General features: G+C 34.9%; 26 protein-coding genes. 21 read left to right on the forward strand and 5 right to left on the reverse strand.

Features of this window, described 5'->3' with window-relative positions; translation table 11 throughout:
• Positions 1-20 precede the first annotated feature (20 nt).
• Positions 21-1,361: an NtaA/DmoA family FMN-dependent monooxygenase gene (locus ERX40_RS06505; protein ID WP_133417693.1), complete on the reverse strand. Its 1,341-nt coding sequence runs from the start codon at positions 1,359-1,361 to the stop codon at positions 21-23.
• 127 nt (positions 1,362-1,488) lie between these two features.
• Between ERX40_RS06505 and ERX40_RS06510 the strand changes: the two genes are divergently transcribed.
• From ERX40_RS06510 to ERX40_RS06525, 4 genes are all read left to right on the forward strand, one after another.
• Positions 1,489-1,860 (forward strand): winged helix-turn-helix transcriptional regulator, encoded by a 372-nt coding sequence (locus tag ERX40_RS06510; protein WP_133417694.1) that lies wholly within the window; start codon positions 1,489-1,491, stop codon positions 1,858-1,860.
• 219 nt (positions 1,861-2,079) lie between these two features.
• Positions 2,080-2,625: a YdcF family protein gene (locus tag ERX40_RS06515; protein WP_133417695.1), complete on the forward strand. Its 546-nt coding sequence runs from the start codon at positions 2,080-2,082 to the stop codon at positions 2,623-2,625.
• Between the two features lie 134 nt (positions 2,626-2,759).
• A complete protein-coding gene (locus ERX40_RS06520) occupies positions 2,760-3,341 on the forward strand; it encodes an NUDIX hydrolase (RefSeq protein ID WP_133417696.1) in 582 nt (193 codons plus the stop codon).
• 40 nt (positions 3,342-3,381) lie between these two features.
• Positions 3,382-3,936: a histidine phosphatase family protein gene (locus ERX40_RS06525; protein ID WP_133417697.1), complete on the forward strand. Its 555-nt coding sequence runs from the start codon at positions 3,382-3,384 to the stop codon at positions 3,934-3,936.
• Between the two features lie 27 nt (positions 3,937-3,963).
• Here ERX40_RS06525 and ERX40_RS06530 read toward each other — a convergent pair whose 3' ends face one another.
• Both ERX40_RS06530 and ERX40_RS06535 read right to left on the reverse strand, forming a co-directional pair.
• Positions 3,964-4,482 carry an ATP-binding protein gene (locus tag ERX40_RS06530; RefSeq protein ID WP_133417698.1) on the reverse strand — a complete coding sequence of 173 codons (519 nt, stop codon included), beginning with the start codon at positions 4,480-4,482 and terminating at the stop codon, positions 3,964-3,966.
• A 12-nt stretch (positions 4,483-4,494) separates the two neighbouring features.
• Entirely contained in the window at positions 4,495-5,040 is a 546-nt protein-coding gene (locus ERX40_RS06535) for a histidine phosphatase family protein (RefSeq protein WP_165980686.1), read from the reverse strand.
• Positions 5,041-5,424: 384 nt separating this feature from the next.
• Between ERX40_RS06535 and ERX40_RS06540 the strand changes: the two genes are divergently transcribed.
• The 7 genes from ERX40_RS06540 (at position 5,425) to ERX40_RS06555 (ending at position 9,676) form a co-directional block, all read left to right on the forward strand.
• Positions 5,425-6,000 carry a winged helix-turn-helix domain-containing protein gene (locus ERX40_RS06540; protein WP_133417700.1) on the forward strand — a complete coding sequence of 192 codons (576 nt, stop codon included), beginning with the start codon at positions 5,425-5,427 and terminating at the stop codon, positions 5,998-6,000.
• Between the two features lie 85 nt (positions 6,001-6,085).
• Entirely contained in the window at positions 6,086-7,279 is a 1,194-nt protein-coding gene (locus ERX40_RS06545) for an MFS transporter (RefSeq protein WP_165980687.1), read from the forward strand.
• A 258-nt stretch (positions 7,280-7,537) separates the two neighbouring features.
• Positions 7,538-7,672, forward strand: a complete 135-nt coding sequence (locus ERX40_RS11570; RefSeq protein WP_279488239.1) for a hypothetical protein — start codon at positions 7,538-7,540, stop codon at positions 7,670-7,672.
• Positions 7,673-7,799: 127 nt separating this feature from the next.
• Entirely contained in the window at positions 7,800-8,459 is a 660-nt protein-coding gene (locus tag ERX40_RS06550) for a helix-turn-helix domain-containing protein (protein WP_133417702.1), read from the forward strand.
• Positions 8,460-8,719: 260 nt separating this feature from the next.
• The gene (locus ERX40_RS11575; RefSeq protein ID WP_279488240.1) at positions 8,720-8,842 is read left to right on the forward strand and encodes a hypothetical protein; all 123 of its coding nucleotides are present in this window, start codon (positions 8,720-8,722) and stop codon (positions 8,840-8,842) included.
• 97 nt (positions 8,843-8,939) lie between these two features.
• Positions 8,940-9,098 carry a hypothetical protein gene (locus ERX40_RS11250; RefSeq protein WP_165980688.1) on the forward strand — a complete coding sequence of 53 codons (159 nt, stop codon included), beginning with the start codon at positions 8,940-8,942 and terminating at the stop codon, positions 9,096-9,098.
• The gene (locus ERX40_RS06555) at positions 9,098-9,676 is read left to right on the forward strand and encodes a Fic/DOC family protein (protein WP_133417703.1); all 579 of its coding nucleotides are present in this window, start codon (positions 9,098-9,100) and stop codon (positions 9,674-9,676) included. Before ERX40_RS11250 ends, ERX40_RS06555 begins: the two co-directional genes overlap by 1 nt.
• A gap of 243 nt (positions 9,677-9,919) precedes the next feature.
• Here the strand turns inward: ERX40_RS06555 and ERX40_RS06560 are convergent, their stop codons facing one another.
• Together ERX40_RS06560 and ERX40_RS06565 are read right to left on the reverse strand one after the other, a co-directional pair.
• Positions 9,920-10,450, reverse strand: a complete 531-nt coding sequence (locus tag ERX40_RS06560; protein ID WP_133417704.1) for an NADPH-dependent FMN reductase — start codon at positions 10,448-10,450, stop codon at positions 9,920-9,922.
• A 356-nt stretch (positions 10,451-10,806) separates the two neighbouring features.
• Positions 10,807-12,162, reverse strand: coding sequence for a YhgE/Pip domain-containing protein (locus tag ERX40_RS06565; RefSeq protein ID WP_133417705.1), 1,356 nt, complete (start codon positions 12,160-12,162; stop codon positions 10,807-10,809).
• Positions 12,163-12,317: 155 nt separating this feature from the next.
• On the opposite strand from ERX40_RS06565, the gene ERX40_RS11255 reads away from it, so the two are divergent.
• From ERX40_RS11255 to ERX40_RS06605, 10 genes are all read left to right on the forward strand, one after another.
• Positions 12,318-12,914 (forward strand): TetR/AcrR family transcriptional regulator, encoded by a 597-nt coding sequence (locus tag ERX40_RS11255; RefSeq protein ID WP_243712983.1) that lies wholly within the window; start codon positions 12,318-12,320, stop codon positions 12,912-12,914.
• A gap of 48 nt (positions 12,915-12,962) precedes the next feature.
• Positions 12,963-13,697 carry an SDR family oxidoreductase gene (locus ERX40_RS06575; protein ID WP_133417706.1) on the forward strand — a complete coding sequence of 245 codons (735 nt, stop codon included), beginning with the start codon at positions 12,963-12,965 and terminating at the stop codon, positions 13,695-13,697.
• 231 nt (positions 13,698-13,928) lie between these two features.
• Positions 13,929-14,474, forward strand: a complete 546-nt coding sequence (locus ERX40_RS06580) for a hypothetical protein (RefSeq protein WP_133417707.1) — start codon at positions 13,929-13,931, stop codon at positions 14,472-14,474.
• Between the two features lie 99 nt (positions 14,475-14,573).
• On the forward strand, positions 14,574-14,885 hold the full coding sequence (locus ERX40_RS06585; protein WP_133417708.1) for a PH domain-containing protein: 312 nt from the start codon (positions 14,574-14,576) through the stop codon (positions 14,883-14,885).
• A 15-nt stretch (positions 14,886-14,900) separates the two neighbouring features.
• Entirely contained in the window at positions 14,901-15,449 is a 549-nt protein-coding gene (locus tag ERX40_RS06590; protein WP_133417709.1) for a GNAT family N-acetyltransferase, read from the forward strand.
• 170 nt (positions 15,450-15,619) lie between these two features.
• Positions 15,620-15,766 (forward strand): hypothetical protein, encoded by a 147-nt coding sequence (locus tag ERX40_RS11600; RefSeq protein WP_341777477.1) that lies wholly within the window; start codon positions 15,620-15,622, stop codon positions 15,764-15,766.
• 63 nt (positions 15,767-15,829) lie between these two features.
• Entirely contained in the window at positions 15,830-16,504 is a 675-nt protein-coding gene (locus ERX40_RS06595; protein ID WP_341777478.1) for an RluA family pseudouridine synthase, read from the forward strand.
• An 82-nt stretch (positions 16,505-16,586) separates the two neighbouring features.
• Positions 16,587-16,724, forward strand: coding sequence for a hypothetical protein (locus ERX40_RS11260; protein WP_165980689.1), 138 nt, complete (start codon positions 16,587-16,589; stop codon positions 16,722-16,724).
• 79 nt (positions 16,725-16,803) lie between these two features.
• A complete protein-coding gene (locus ERX40_RS06600) occupies positions 16,804-17,508 on the forward strand; it encodes a CBS domain-containing protein (protein WP_133417710.1) in 705 nt (234 codons plus the stop codon).
• 9 nt (positions 17,509-17,517) lie between these two features.
• Entirely contained in the window at positions 17,518-17,979 is a 462-nt protein-coding gene (locus ERX40_RS06605) for a GyrI-like domain-containing protein (RefSeq protein WP_133417711.1), read from the forward strand.
• The last annotated feature ends 9 nt before the right edge of the window (positions 17,980-17,988 follow it).

The raw sequence follows: 17,988 nt of genomic DNA on the forward strand, positions 1-17,988 counted from the left end.
ATTATTTCTTAACGATTATATTAATAAGTCAATCCATATTCATACGACACGCCTAGATGGTCTCTTAATGTTTCGCCTTCATATGTTGTATGGAATAATCCACGTTCCTGTAAAATAGGCACCACAAGTTCTACGAAATCTTTAATACCATCATGTGAGGAGTCAGGGACTATTGAGAATCCATCTGTCGCATCGGCTAGATACCATTCCTCCAAGAAGTCAGCTACCATTTCAGGTGTACCGACAACAACTGGATGGTAGTTAATCACACCATTCGCGAGTACATCTTTAACTGACATGCCTGTCTTTAATAATTCGAATGCTTTTTCTGAACGAGGGTCCATGGGTGATGGGTACATTTGATTGATTAAACCTTGAGGTAACGGTTTTGTGATATCTATTGTATCGACACTCAACCCTAAACCGACCATATATCCTAAATATTCAACATGATGGGCTGTTTCTTTCGGCGCGAATTGCTGCATCATATAGCGTCGTTCCATTGCTTCTTCTTTTGTCTTACCAATTGAGAACATAAATCCTGCAAACATTTTAATATCATCAGCTTTACGGCCATGAGCTTCAGCACTTTTACGCAACATCATGCGGTGGAGCTTAGCATCTTCTTTCGTAAATGGATTGGCATAAACGCCTGAAGCGAATCGACCGGCTAGTTCCAGACCTTTATCGCCACCGCCTGCTTGAAAGATAGGGGGCTGCCCTTGAGGCGATGCCGGAATGGGTAAGGGTCCTCGTGTTTGATAGTGTTTACCTCGGTAGTTGGCAAGTTCAACTTTTGACATATCTACATATTCACCCGTTTCCTGGTTATGAATATAAGCATCCTGACCAAATGTCCCCCATAGTGTCTGGACAGCTTCAATGTGTTCTTGAGCCATTTCATAGCGAGTATCACGATCTGGCAGGGGTCTTCCGAAGTTGGCAGCAGCTTCATGATTAGAAGTCGTCACAGCATTCCACCCCATGCGTCCGTTACTGATAATGTCTAATGTCTTTAATGTACGTGCTAAGTTATAAGGTTCAGTATATGTGGTTGAATAAGTAGATACGAGTCCGATATGACTTGTTTCACGTGCAACAGCAGCTAACGCGATTGTCGGGTCCATCGGGTGCATCGGAGAATTCGTTGATAGATCATTCGGTAATGCGGGTGTATCAGCAATAAACAGCGTATGGATTTTACCTTTTTCAGCCATTTTCGCATTTTCCACATAATAATCCATATTCGTATAGGCATCTGCCACAGCACCCGGCATACGCCACGTCTTAAATTCACCACCATATCCTGATACCATCTGTAAAGCTAGTTTCATCTTGCCATCTCTTTGATTAATGGTCATAATAAAGCTCCTTCTTTGTTTGAGTTATCGTAGTATAAATTATATACTGATAGATAAGTTTGAGAAGACGGCAATAAAATATGAGTAAGTACTATTTTTAGTACTATTGTATGAGGACGAGGTTTGAATGGCGAAAATTTGTAAGTATGGATTTGATGATACAATGATTGTAAATAAGAGAGACTTGTACGGGATTGGATTCACGCAAAACCTGCTATCCGGACGGTGGAAATACTTTATTTTATGGTTTTTAAAAGATGAGAAGAAACGCTTTAGTGAAATTAAAAAGTTTCTATCCGGTATTTCGCAAGGATCACTTACGAAACAATTAAAGGAATTAGAAAATGACGGCCTTATTCATCGTGAAGTATATCCGGAAGTACCGCCACGTGTGGAATATTCATTGACTGAAATGGGGATGGAAATTTTACCGATATTAAGAATGATGGAATCATACGGCAAGAAACATGGAGAACAAGCCGAAGATTATTTGTCATGATGAGCGTTTGACTTAGCGTTCACTAAAAATGATGAAATAAATTATGAGAAATATCTTCGTCTCAATTGATCCATTCAAGCTTACCATAAATAAAACTAAGTACATTCGTTTTGAATGTACTTTAAATAGTTATTTTAGAATCACTAACTGCCACATTTATCTTAATTAGTAAGACGAAAGAAGAACCCATCCAATAGATTTAATAAATGAGGTAAACTTATGAGAAATAACTATTTAAGTGAGTTTATTTTTATTGAACATATTCCAGAACCCGCTGACATTATATTAATTCCTGGTAGTACTGAAATCGCTCTTGCAAAAAAAGCACTCGAACTTTATCGAAAGAGATATGCTGATTGTATTCTTATCAGTGGCGGATATAATAAAAAACTTGCATATAAACAAACTGAAGCTGGTTTTCTTGCAGAATATCTTTATGAAAATGGAATTTCTCCTTCTGCTATTTATTTGGATCATTTTGCTCAAAATACACAACAGAATGCGGAATTTAGCAAGAACATATGTAATAAAAATAATTTGGGTATAAAAAAAGTAATAATAATCTGTAAAAATTACCATGCTAAACGATTTATATTGTCTTACCAAAGATATTTTTGCAATGATTGCAAGTTTATTATCATTCCAGTAGTTGATAGTAGAAATATTTCTAAGTCGACCTGGGAGAGTACCGACAAAGGGAAAGCGCTAGTCTATTCAGAGATTGAAAAAATAAAAAAGTATTTTAATCAATATCCAAATTGCTGATTCATAATTAAGGCCAAGACATGAAGGAGTACTAGTAGTGAATATAATTGAAATTAATAATTTGTCTGTAAACTTGGATTTGACAAAAGATATTTATGAATTTCTAAATGAATACTATGGAGAAGAAGTAGTTTATGACTGAGATAATAAATATTTATCATGACAACTATAAGTTCAAAGGAACGATGGAAAGACGAGAAGCTCATCAAAATGAAGAGTGGCATGAAACTTTTCAATGTATTTTCATAAATGATGAATATATATTTTTGCAAAAAAGAAGTTTGGTTGTCAGAGATTATAAAGGTATGCTCGATGTAACAGTGGGCGGTCATTTACTCAGTACTGAGATAGTCGAAGATGGTGTTCGTGAGATTGAAGAAGAGATGGGCATTAAAGTGACTTTTGACAGATTGAACTTCCTTTGTACGATTCCTGAAGAGTTAATAACTCTTAGTATAGTTGATAAGGAATTTATTAATGTCTATACTCTCGAAATTTCAGAAGAAGAACGTAAAAAAATTAACCATGATACTGAAGTTGATCAATTGATAAAAGTAAACAAGATGGATTTTTATAATCTTTGCTTAGATTATTCTAAAATCTGTGTAGGCTATCAAATATCTAATGATGAAGAATTTATATTTACTAAAGATGATTTTTTACCTTATAGCAGAGCTTATTTTGCATGTCTAGGTGTATTATTAAACAAAATCTAGCTGAATCATTCAATGAATAGTCAAAAAAGACGGAGGTATTATGAAAGTATATCTTCTGAGACATGGACAAGATACATTAGACAAAAGAGGGGGATGGTCCAATGAACCATTGACTTCAACTGGTGTAGAACAAATTGAAAAGGCAGCTTATTTATTGGAAAGTATAAAATTTGATGCTGTAATCAGTAGTGATTTACTAAGAACAGTTGAAACTACTGCGATTTTAAGGAGTTTATTAAATTTAAATAATATTAGTTATTGCCGACAACTTCGAGAAGTAAATAATGGATTATTAGCTGGAATGGATAATAAAGTTGCAGAGAAAAGATTTCCGAATCTTTATTGGAATACTTTGAAATGGGATGAACAATATCCAGAAGGTGAGAGCCCTAAAGAATTCTATGAAAGAATCCAGCAATGTTGGAATAGAATTATAAAAGAAAATGACGATAAAACTACTATTTTGATTGTGGCACATTCAGGTGTATTCGAAGTTATTCAACATCTTATCTATAGAACAGATTACAGCAACAAAGAACAAAGTTATAAAATAAAGACAGGAGAATTTGTAGTTATAGAAAGTGAACAAATCTGACCAATAAAACTGATTAAGGCATTTTTCTCAACTAATTTCTATGAGGATAGATGAAACGATTTCATCAATTTCTTTCTCACTAGTATCAATCACGTGATATATCTCTATTTGATCAAAGGCTTTAAGACATCTCTCGATTTGTTGATGGGGCCATGAACCTACGTTGTCACCACGTTCAATTAACCTGTTTTCCAGAGTATCTCTGTCTGCTACTAATAAGAATTTTTTAATAGCAGCAGAATCAACGTCTTTAGTTATTTCATAGAAATAGTCTTCATTTGTTATAGTCATAGGAATAATAATGATTCCTGTATATTGTTGTAGAATTTTGTTTAACATTATACGATTAATCATTCGCCATTCATAATGATCTTGAAAATCTGAACATTTTATATCCTCAGGTATAATGTGATTGATATAAATTCCTGCATGCTCAGGGTCGAAAAGATGAGAATTAGGAATAGCTTTTAATAGTGCATTTGCTACTGTCGTTTTTCCTGCTCCAAAAGCGCCATTCAGCCAGATGATTCTTGTCTTATTTATCATGTTAATACTCCGTTAAAAATATTTTATATTCTTCAACGTCTTGTTTTCTATCTCATAGCTGTATAGATCAGGCATTTTCATTCGTTTCCAGTCTTCAAAACCAAATTCTCCGTCTGTCAGGTAATGAAATAGGACTGCAAATGCTGTTCCATGTCCACAAATGATGATATCACTTTCTATATTATTAGTTATCCCTTTATAAGCAATTAACAATCGCTCAGCAACTTCGTTTAATGATTCTCCATTCAGTCTTTTATAATCAAAATCTTCCCATTGCTGTTTAGAATAGCAAGAGAAATCATCTATCCAGGATCCGATTTTTCTCTCATGTAAATCGTTCACCTGCTGGATAGGTAAATTTAACTTGTCAGCAGTAGGTCTAATAGTCTCGATAGTTCTAAGATAGGGACTGCTGTAGATAGTATTAATATCTTTTTCTGTGAAGAAATATTTAAGTTTTTCTGCATCTTCATATCCTTTCACAGTTAACGGTGCCTCCTGATCCGTGTGGATAGTAGTATCTCTTTCTGCATGTCTGACAAAATAAATGATAGCCATCAAAATCACCTCAATTGTATAAATTCGTTCCACAAGAAACGTTATAATAATCATACTATTTATACTTTATCTATTATAAATATTATCGAAGACTCGATATTTAGAAGCCTTGTAATAACTACTATATTAAGGAGGGATTAATAAGGAGTAAAGGAATATTTTTAAACATCAAGCCGGAATACACTCAATTAATTGAAGTTGGAGAGAAGCCGTATGAGCTGAGAAATTTTAATCCTAAATATGAGATTAGTGAATTTTATATATGAATCAGCACCTCTGTCATAGATACATATATGGCAGTAGTAGGAAAGCCGATATAGCTGGAAGGTTATTTAAATTACTTTTTATGATAAAATATTTTTAATCTACTAAAGGGTGATTATAATGAGTAACGAAGTGCTAAAAGTATTAATTGATGAAAAAGCTTCAAAAATCGTTGAATTAACAAAGCATGAGCCAAAGACTACAAAAGAATTAGCCAAACTTCTGAATGTCAAAAATTCAAATTTATATTATCCTATCAAGAAATTATTAGAAGTGAATGCACTGAAAATTACAGAAGAACGCCAGATTAAAAATATGACCGAGTACTACTACTCGAGTGCTCATTTAGCTAATGAAGCTATTAATTTCGATTTCCCTTTTATTACTGAAAACTTCGACCAACTTGTCGCTTTAAACATGCTTAATGTCAATAAAGTGTTTGATGCTATGGCTTATGATATTGAAGCTAATATGGGGAAAACTGAAGAAGAAATAAAAAACTTGGATGAACCTAATACTGCTACGTTCTCAAGTATGGAAGTGAATATTCCTTATAAAGAATGGATTCATTTACTAGCCGAGATGAGAAAATTGGTAAGTGATTATAAAGAAAAATATGAAGATGAGACACTTCCTTCTTACTCTATTTATCTTGCTAGCTGCAAAAATATCTCAGAAGACAATGAATCTAAATAAGTTCATTGTCTTTTTATTTTATTGACAAATTACTATTTATCGTTAAAATATATTTTAACGATAAATAGTAATTGGAGATGATATTGTGAAAAGTAAAGATTACCTGTTAATAGGTCGTTTGATTTCTTGTTTCGGAGACTCTCTTTATTCTGTTGCTATTATGTGGTATGTATTTGAAGTTACGAAAGATTCTTTAATAACTGGTCTTGCATCATCAATATTAATGCTGCCTATGGTCTTTTCAGTATTTGCTGGTCCTATTATTGATCACTTCAATCGTAAATACTTAATGTTAACAGCGCAATTTGCACAAATGATATTAATGGCCACTATTGCTCTATTGTTTTATTTTGAATTAATGCCTCTCTCTTTGCTTATTTTTAGTTTCTTTATCATTGGTATGCTTGAAATTTTTGAAGGAAATGCCGAGCATGCTCTTTCTCCAACCATAATGAATGAAAAAGAACTCGTGAGATTTAACAGTATAGTTGTAACAGGGAATCTATTAATCAGTTCTATCGCTAAAGTTGTCTGTGTATTTATTATACTTTCGGCAGGCATCGAGAGTATCTACATCATTAACTTTATTACTTTTTTATTTGCAGTGTTATTATTCTTTAAAGTGAAATATAAACATGAAGCACAAGGGGCCTTCAGTCCAAAGAAATATAAAAAATCTATAGTAGAGGGCATCAATTACTTTAAACGATTTGGTTTAATCTGGTTAGCTTTCCCTGCTATGATAGCCAACTTTACAGGTGCAATGAGTCAGGCTATACTGCCTGCCTTTACATATGAAATAGGAGGAGATCACGCATATGGATATTTCCTTACATCTTCAGTGATCTTTGGCGCGATAGCTTCTTTGCTAACACCTAAATTAAAAAATATAGATATCAATCTAAAAATTATTATTGCCCCTCTACTATCCGGTTTATTCATATTTCTATCAGCTCATTTTGATTATTATTACTTATCAATAATAATGTATGGACTGTGTGCACTGCCTCTTGTAATCATGAATATCAGTACTTCTACTTATATCCAGACTCATGTAGACAACCAGATTCTTTCACGAGTCGGAACTATTATTAATGCTATCTGTACTGTTGTAATGCCTGTGGGTGCTATACTTGGCGGATGGCTAGGAAAAGCTACAAGTCCTGAAGTCCCCTTGTATATCACAGCGCTTGGTTTTTTTATCCTCGGTTTCATCTTTATGATAAGAATATCAAGGGGTAAGGACGTAATTGCCATACCCAAAGATGCTCAGTATTAATATGTTCTATTAAAGCAGATAAACACTGTCTGTGCAGCCCGTATTATTCAGAATGATCTCAGAGTAAATGGGACCATAATAATCCATATAATGATGCTAGTATGATTACAATAGATTCAAAAGATAATAAACGAATTGCTAAAAGTCTTTCACTCGAAGGTATGGATGTAACAAAGAAACAATAAAACAAATTCTTGATGTTATAAATAAAAAGCAAAATATTACGAATGAGCTAATTCGTAATATTACATTCAAATAATGAAATATAAAGCAACTTTTCAAGATGAATATCTTTTAACTTCTAGTTTGCTTGGTGCAGCAACAATAGGGAAATTAGAGCAACTTGAGAAAGTTGCTTTTTATATTTCAGAAGGACTGTTGCATCTGGAATAAAAGGTATTTTAACTAGTTGGTTAAGCATTCTACACTTCGTAGAGTGCTTATTTGTTTTTCTTCTACATCTGCTAGATCGCTAAAGTGTATAGTAAGAGTAATAATTGTTTCAAGGAGGTCACCTCAATTGGAAATCAATAAAGCGATTAAAGAAAATCGTATGACAAAAAAACTAACGCAAAAAGAACTAGGGGAATTGTTGAGTGTTTCTGATAAAACAATATCTAGTTGGGAAACTGGGAGAACATATCCTGACATTTCTATGACCATAAAACTAGCAGAAATATTTGATTTATCTCTAGATACTTTTTTAAAAGGAGACGATGAAATGGTTAAGAAAATTGATAAGGATTTACGTTTCAAGAATATTTATAAGTATCTATTAATAATGAGTGGTTTATCAGTAGTAGGATTATTTATTCTCTTCAGTGTCTATCAGAATAAGAATCAGATGATAGATCGAATCAATCCATTAATGGAAACTCAAATTGGTTACGCAACGTTGCCGAGAGAAATTACTTATAACAATGGAAAAACGTACGAAGAGAATAGCGAAAAGCCTCAGTATCCAGATCCATATAAAGACATTATCGTTTTAGATACGCCTTTTGGTGATACAACGACTTTAACTTTTTATGGTGGTAAAGCACCTGAGGGGAGAAATTATGCGATTGTTAAGCATAAAGGACAATATGTAGAAAAAATAGCATTTATCAAAAAAGAAACAATACCAGAAATATACCAGCAATTTATGGTATCTAAAGATTTTGTTGGAACACCGTATTAAGTATATATTGCTGGGGAAATAAAAAAATTTAAATAACTTAATTGGCTGTGATTATGACTAAAAAAGATAACCAGCAGAATATAAACGAAAATAACTGTAATATCGATCGATACGCTCAGAGTTATCATAAATAAAACTAAGTACATTCATTTTGAATGTACTTTAAAAAGGTATTTTAGGATCATTAACTGTCAAAATTATCTTTATTAGTAAGACGGAAGAACAACCTATACAATAGTTTTAATAAATGAGGTAAACTTATGAGAAATAACAACTTAAGTGAGTTTATTTTTATTGAACATATTCCAGAACCCGCTGACATTATATTAATTCCCGGTAGTACTGAAATCGTTCTTGCAGCAAAAGCGCTGGAACTCTATTAAAAGAGATATGCTGATTGTATTCTAATTAGTTGTTAGATTTGCTTGTCGATAAAATAATAGTGATTGTGGTATAATATTACTATTAGGAGGCGATGATATGATTACAATTGATTCAAAAGTTAATAAACAAATCGCTAAAAATCTTTCACTTGAAGGTATGGATGTAACAAAAAAACAACAAAAACAGATTCTTGATGTTATTAATAATAAGAAAAAAATTACGAATGAATTGATTCGTAAAATTGCATTTAAGTAATGAAATATAAAGCAAATTTTCAAGAAGAATATCTTATAAATTCAAATTTACTCGGTGCTAAAACATTGAATGAATTAGAACAGCTTGAAAAAGTTGCTTTTTATATTGCAGAAGGGTTAATGGAACAAGAAGGATACGAATTTTTATTTCCATTAACAATAAGTTCAATTAAGTTGTTACATAAAAAGTTATTTGAAAGAGTATATAGTTTTGCTGGGGAATTTAGAGATGTAAGTCTTATGAAAGAATGTACAAGGTTTTGTGAACCACAATATATTAATACGAATTTAAATTTATTAATCAATGAGTATAGGTTAGAAAATGAATGGTCAGATGTAAAAACTGCCGCAGAGAAATTGGCATATTTCAAAACAGAATTGAATATGATTCATCCATTTCGTGAAGGTAATGGGAGAACCATAAGAATAATCATTCGAGAAATGGCCAAGCGAAAAGGGTTTGAATGGCGTACTGATTTATTAGATAGAGAAAATTATTTAGATGCTATGAGAATATCAAGTTGGGATGAAAAGCTCTTAATAGTAATATTTGAAAATACATTATTCCCGTCAGATTAAATAATTGAAGATAAGCAACATTTGTATTCTTGATAAAAATAAGGGAAGTCCTACCTTGTTGCGTCTAACTACGCAGATAGAGCCGAAAGACATGTCAAATTGACGTGTCTTTTTTAATTTTATAAAAATGCAATCTTAAATGTTATTTACAAAGAATGCGTTATTTTCTTCTTAAGACCACGCATTTTTTATTAAATTTTAACGAATTACAGAATAGAGATAAACATCATATATAATACCATATTATGTAGTCTTTTCTGACTCACTCACATGTTTTATTAAGGCTTTTAATTGATCATTAACCGTTTCATCCTGGAACCATCCGTCTGCTCTTTCAATACGTTTATTGTAACTAATGAGCAGCTGCCATTCTTCCTTTAAGTCAGCGCCCATAATACGTAAATGTCTGTTCAATGCTTCAAAAGCATGTGTTCCGATGGGTGAATGTATTACAAATGCAACGGGTTTATGCATCAATGTTGCTTCAGATAACATCCATTCCAGCGCATTCTTCAGGATAGCGGGTACACCGCCCATATATTCGGGACTGACGATGACGACAAAGTCAGCAGCGTTGATTTTATTTCTCATCTCGTTGACGATCTCATAATGATTTTGATACGCCGTCTGCGGATTAAATAATGGTAAGTCCTTCACTTCATGAATCACTTCAAATGTATGTCCGTTATTGACGAGTTCAGCACCGATTTTTTCAAGTACTTTTAAATTGGTTGAAGCTGCATAAGGATTACCGCTGATTCCTGCTATTTTCATTTTTTCATCTTCCGCATATTATAATGTCATTTATTTAGACCTTAATTGAAAGTAGAACATTAAACAAGGAATTGATGCTGATGACACAAATTCATTAGTCATAAGTAAAAGATATGGATACTTTTTCTAACATGATACATAGAACGAGTGCTGCACGTGCAGATTGAAGGGTCAGCTATCATCCAATATGGTAAAGTAGAAATATTAAAAATTATGTTTATAATCAAATAGTGCATAACTGTTATCGTATTTAACTTTCAGTAAACAAGCAGTGATATAAGACTATAATACGTTTCTTTGTAGTCTGATCATATACAGAAACTCCGATTTCTCTTCATGAGAAATCGGAGTTTTTGTTAGGCTGGTACTTCTGCACGTTTGTCGCTATGCTTGCGCAGTACAGCAGCGAGTAACGTAATCACCATACCGAATGTTGCAAGGCCGGTCATAACGATGATCGGTGTATTGAGTGTCAGATCTTTATGGAGATATATCAGTTCACGTAAACCATCGACATAGAAACCAAAAGGAATCCAAGTCAGGACATAGGTCTGGTAGAAATCATTCAGCATTTGTTTAGGTAACGTCAGCATCTGCATGCTGAAGAATAACAGCAGCACAAACAGCGGAATGGCTTTCATGCCGAGCCATGACATGACTCCAAGGATCAGCATAATGAAGCCGAACATTGAAATTGCGATGAATATCGTTGTCTGCGTGATGTTTGGCATATAGAAGTCGAGAACTTGCGTGATAAACCATACGCCGAGCACACTTGAGACAATGGCCGCTAAAGCCGCCATCGCAAACTGCATGAATGTCGCTTTCAGGCGTTCACCTTGTGTCACAAGATGTGAAGTACGGAAAGCAAAGAATAACACAACTGCTGATACAAGTGAACCCATCCAGATAGGTGTGAAGAGCAGCATGCCGCCCATACCATTTCCCTGATGGTCGTGAATTTTGTTCATTGTTGTATGTTTCACTGTCACAGGATTCATCAGTTGGTCCATGTGATCAGCTGATACTTTAATTTGATTGTCGGACAGATTTTTTACAGCCTGTTTGCTTAACATGATATTGATATTGTTACCCATACTAGACAGCATTTTGTCACTAATCTGTGCCGCCTGTACTGAGGCACCTTGATTGATAATAACTTCCAGCTGACCTTTTTCAACAATGATCGGTTTTAGCAGGTCTGCGTTCTTTTTCTGCATTTCTTTCATTTTCGCCTGCATCTGCTGGACGATGACTTGTGCCTGCTGCGGCGAGATGACGCCACTTGCGACTTTAGCTTTTAAATCAGTCTGAGATTTTTTCGCCTGCGCCGCTGCTTCAGCTTTTTTCGCAGTCTGTATTTCGTGACGCATAGCGCTTGTGGCATTCTCAGTGAAGTTCGCTGGAATTACAAGAGCACTGTAATATTTGTTGTTGTCAAAACCGTCTTTCAAATCTTTCTCGCTCTTTACAGTGACAAAATCAACTGTTTCATTTAAGTCTTTGTTATCTTTAATTTTATCGGTAAAAGTCTCGCCGATGTTCATCTGCTTACCTTGAATCAGCAGTCCTTTATCCATATTGACGACAGCAATCGGCAGGTCTTTTGGCTTCGGATTGAAAGCTGGGGAAAAAGCTAATGACATAATCCAGATGAGCAGTGAGCCGGTAATAAGCGGTAAGTAAAATAGTTTATTTTTTAAAATATTCATATGTTTTCTCCTTATTGAACATAATGTTGATTAATAATTACAATGTATATTATAATTCGAATAATAAAGAACACAATAACCAATAATATATAATGTGATGATTAGTGAACATTTCATTATTATATGTTTGTTATCTTCAGAAAGAAGGAAAAATAATGTTAGACAGACGCGTCAGAAAAACAAAAGAAAGTATTAAACATGCTTACTTCAGCTTATTAGCGGAGAAACCATTCAAAGATATCACGATCAATCAGATTACAGAGAAAGCAGACATCAACCGCGGTACTTTCTATCTGCATTATCTCGATAAGTTTGATTTACGTGATCAGCTGGAAGATGAAGTGATGCGTGAACTGGAGGAAGCACTGCAGGACCGCAAATATCCTCAAGTTGATGTTAATCTGGAGCAGCACTCAACACAGCTGATTGAGATCATCCTGCAGGTCATCATCAATCATAAAGAATTTTTCAATGTGACGTTAATCAATCAAGATGCAGGACTGCCGCAGAAATTTTCACGTATCATCAGAAGTTATGTACAGAGTAACATTGATCTGCCTGAGCAATTGAACATCGTGCCCATTGAATATTACTTTGCTTTTATTGTCAATGCACAGACAGGGCTGATTAAAGAATGGGTGAAAAATGGCATGCAGGAATCAAAAGAGAATATAGCCAAGTACGCATTCACACTTGCGTATAATGGCCCGCTTAAACTTATGCACCAGCACTTAAAGGAGCAACAGCACTAAATCAATAAGCCGGTTATCATTGATGGATGTTGATATAAGGAGGATTTTATGAAGAATATATTGATTACAGGTGTCAGTCGCAAAGGCGGAATCGGTGCGAATTTAGTCCATCGTTTCTTGAAGGAAGGCTACAAAGTTTATGCGCATGGTTCAAGTGACTATGACCAGAAGATGGGTTATGCTGATGCTGGAGATTTGTATCAGGGTCAGTTTGTTCGCCTGAAAGATTGTGATCTATCTATAGCGGACAACGTACAGTCACTCATTAATGAATTAGCGTCATACGAAATATCACACATGATCATTTGTCATGCTTATAGTACACAATGTGGGCTTGACGACTGGAATGCAGAAGAGATTAATAAACATCTGACAGTGAATGTAACAGCTGCTATGCTGCTGATTAAACACTTCAAGGCACAATTACAAGCAGAAAAAGGATGCATTACTTTGTTCACGTCAGGTCAACACCTAGGACCGATGACTTCTGAGATTCCTTATGCAGTATCAAAAGCAGCTGTCACAAACCTAGGCATGCAAAGCTCATATGCACTGGCACAACGGAATATCAGAGTGAATGTTGTTAATCCAGGGCCGACAGATACAGGCTATATCGAGCAGAACAGTGAAGTCTATCATCAGATTTCGAATCAATTCAATGACAAACGCTGGGGGCAGCCTGACGATATTGCTAACTTAGTATTATTCCTGCACAGTGATAAAGGCCAGTGGATTACTGGTCAGCTGATTAACAGCGAAGGCGGGTTTAATAGATATCTTTAATAAGAAAGAAGCGTATTGAATTTATAATTCGGTTACATCTTTCGCTGTAATATCTTTAATCACCTTTATTTCCAGCAACACACCGCCAGTTCAATTCAATAAAAAGTAAATAGTTATAAAATTAATAATTTTATTCCAATTCCTCACTTTACATATTATGATATAATTATATATAAAAATTAGAATATTGTAATATTTCTGTTAAATTAAATCATGGAGGTGTGGTGATTAATGAAGGGATTAGTTGTCCTCATCATATTACTGATATTTATAACAGGCTGCAGCCAGCATAAGGAACATGCTAAAGTTCAAAAACAACAAGAAGAGGTAACAACTGAGCAGACCGAAAAAGCAGAGAAAACTCCTGCAGTTAACAGAGCATTAACAGTAGAAGACTTATTTATTCAGCCGCACTTTGTGATTAAAGATTTTAATGTTAAAACAGCAAATAACAATGTGCAGTACATTATTAAATATGTTATAGATCCAAGTGCTAATAATTACATAGAAAAACATCATCCAGTGCTATATTTAAATATTTTGTATCCGGATGAAATACTAAAATCCAGTCATAAAAGCACGTCGAAAACGCTTAAATTAACACCTACTGCTGGTGATGTACTGGACAAGGAAATGATTATAAATGATACGTTTAAACCGGAATTTAATGTCAATACATTAACAGCTTCTTCTCATCAGCTGCAGTTACAAATCTTTAAAGAAAATAAACAACTGATACATGTGTTCGAGAATCTAAATGATTATAGACGTCACTAGTATTGTGAGTGGATCCATATGAAAGATACACGTTTCATTTCATCGATAGTTGTAAGTAATCATATATTTTTTAAATAAAATATTAGAGGTGACGAGATAATGATAAAAACAGCATGTAAAATAAAAACTTTTAATTTTAGAATCGTTAATTTTCCAGGTGAGTTAATATTAGATACAACGAGCCAATTAATTATTTTTAATCCATTATTAGAAGCAGCAGTTAATTCTCACAGCATTCCGATTGATGAGATTGAAACATATCGATTTAAAAAAAGTATATTAAAAAGTAAATTTGAAATATATTATCGTTCAGAGTGGTATACATTTACAGATTTTACTGATGAAAATTATTTAAAGATTATCAGTTATTTAGAAGAAATAAAAGATGAAAGACATTTGAGGATGACATAATAGGAGTGGATATACATGCTTTCATACAAAGTTGATGATGAAATAGAGCTTGCTCTCCCTCGTCCGGAAATAGATGGTCCGGTCGTCTATCGTTTGATTGACAAACAGCGTGATTATTTGAAAGAATTCCTGCCGTGGCTTGATCATCTTCAAAACGAAGAAGAAGAGATTATTGCTTTTAAAGAAATGATGAAAAATTTCGGTGCAGGAAAGTCGGTGACTCTCGTTATCCACTACCAGCAGAAGGCAGCCGGAATGATTGATTTTCATAACATTAATCCATCTAATCGGTCTGCTGATATCGGTTACTGGTTGTCTGAAGACTTGCAGGGCAAAGGAATTATGACTAGAGCCGTGACTGGTATGTGCAGTCTTGGTTTTAACAGCTTTAATTTCAACAGAATTACTCTGACAATAGAGTGCGATAATCTTCCAAGTCAAAAAGTAGCTGAGAGAAGTGGGTTTATGCTGGAAGGAAAGCTGAGAAGTTATTTGAAAAATAGAGATGACTATAAGGATGCTTACTTTTATTCACTGTTAAAGCATGACGGCCAGTCCAGTTAATGGGCTGGCTTTTTCAGTTGTATTGAAAGACGAGTGCATGGTTGATTGTAATGGGTGTTAATCATGGCGGCATCGTTTATAATGATAAGCAGTGGAAAGAAGAGCTTCACAATATAATAAACAAAATGAATTAATAGCACGGTCATCATCTGACCGAAAGGACGTATATAATGAACAGAAGAAATGGCAGTGACGCCACATGGGAAGTACACGAAGCAACAGAACTGCTCAAATTTTTATTTGAAGTAATGCCGGAGAGAAGTAAGAAATCAGTCAAAACTGTGCTTGGAAGAGGGCACGTCTTTATCAATGACTAATCAATCAGTCAGTTCAACGCATCACTTGCACCGGGGGATATCGTCGAAATCAGGACGAGTGCAGTGAACAAGAAAGCGAAAATCAAAGGGATTGAAATACTCCATGAAGATGCAGACGTCATCGTAGTGAACAAAGAAGCGGGGCTGTTATCTATTGCATCAGAAAAAGATAACGAAAACACAGCATTCCGCCTGCTGTCAGACTACGTTAAAAGAGCACATCCACAGAACCATATATATGTTGTCCACCGGCTTGACCGCGAGACGTCCGGTGTCATGATGTATGCGAAAAACAAAAAAGTGCAGCAAGTGCTGCAGAACAACTGGAAGCAGTTAGTAAGTGAACGGACTTATATCGCGCTTGTAGAAGGCCGCATGACAGAAGATGGGACTATTACAACTTGGCTCACTGAAGACAAAACGTTGACCATGCATTCCAGCAAAACTCCGAATAATGGCAAAAAGGCTGTGACGCATTATAAAGTGCTGAACACCAATCGCACGCAGACGTTATTGAAAGTCAATCTGGAGACGGGACGCAAAAATCAGATCCGGATCCATATGAAAGAGCTCGGGCATCCGATTGTCGGTGACAAAAAATATGGAGCTGTGACAAACCCGTTCAGACGTATCGGCTTACATGCAAGCGTTCTTGCATTTACACATCCGACGATGAATAAAGTAATGCGCTTTGAGGCAGAACTGCCGAAAGTGTTCAAGATGTCGTTTAATAGATAAAAACGGTTGAGAAACATATTGATAATAGGATGAACAATCATTGTTACAGACATAAAGATAAGAAAAATAAAGGAGAAAACTTATGAAGAATCAAGTGATTCATAATAGTAAAGCGTATGACATATTTGAACTATTCAAACAAAAAGGGTCTTTAAAACAAAGGATGGCAAGAGTAATTGATTACTTGAAACATCTTCATGACAAACAAAATGATCTATAATTATATAGTTGTAAACATGAGTCCTGTGTGTTTAATTACGAACTGCTAAAAGAGTGTTATCAAAATTAGGAGGTCTTTTATGGATAATTTTGAACGATTTATTTCGACATTCAATCAGCTGCATGAAGCAATGAAAGATGAAACGAAGCGGGATGACAGTTTTGGCTCATTATTTTACCAGCTGAAAGAAAAACATCCAGTAGTGAAGGCGTTTAAAGATGAAATTGATCTCGCAAGGCAGTTAAGAAACTTACTGATTCATGAGAAAAAAGATGCATTTAATATCGCAGAACCAACGACTGAATTTATCAATCAACTCGAGTCGATTCGTCAACAAATTGCGAATCCTGCAACGGTAAAACAATTCAATAAACCAGTGGTGTGTTTAAATATTGACGATTCGTTAGTGGATACACTCGCTCATATTAAGCAGCATCAATTATCACAATATCCGATATTTGATGGTCAGCGTTTTCTCGGTATTTTGACAGACAATGGACTGACGAACTGGCTGGCTTCAGTATCGACTAAAGGAACAATCAACTTGATGGATTACCGAGTGAGAGATGTTCTCCCAAATGATGAGAAAGGTGCCTCGTTTATCATCGTTAAAAATGACATGCCGTTACACGAAGTAGAGCAGACGATGATAGATGAAATTAATACAAAAGGACATTCTAAACTGGTCATTTTAATTTCCGATTCTGGAAAAGTAGAAAAACCACAAGACATTCTAGGGATTATCACGCCTGGGGACATGCCCAAAGTGTTAGAACAATTATAAGGAGAAGTTATGGCATATGAAGTAAAGCATTTAGAAGAATTGACTGTAGTTGGGGAAAAAAGAAGTTATGACAGTATCGAAGATGCACAGCAGAAGTCACAGCAGTTCTGGACTGGATTTAAGCAGTCAGATCAACGCGCGCGCTTAACAATTGAAGCAGATGACCAATTTCAAGGATTTTTCGGTATATATTTCCCTACTGATAACGGGGTCGATTATATGATTGGAGTGAGTTCTGCACGGGAAACGTCAGAATGGACTTCTCATCACATTCCAGCAGGTAACTATTTAGTATTTGAAGCAGGAAGACCCGTTTCACGTGAAATTCAACGCATTACTAACGAGGCTTATGAAGTGATTATACCTGCTTCCCAGCATGATTTAAGAAATGCTCCAGAATTTGAATACTATCCCTTCGGTAATGTCACAGCAGCTGACTATACAGCTGAAATGTGGATACCGGTTGAATAACGTAAAGAT

Origin of the sequence: Macrococcus carouselicus (assembly GCF_004359515.1) — a bacterium.
GTDB classification, from domain to species: domain Bacteria; phylum Bacillota; class Bacilli; order Staphylococcales; family Staphylococcaceae; genus Macrococcus; species Macrococcus carouselicus.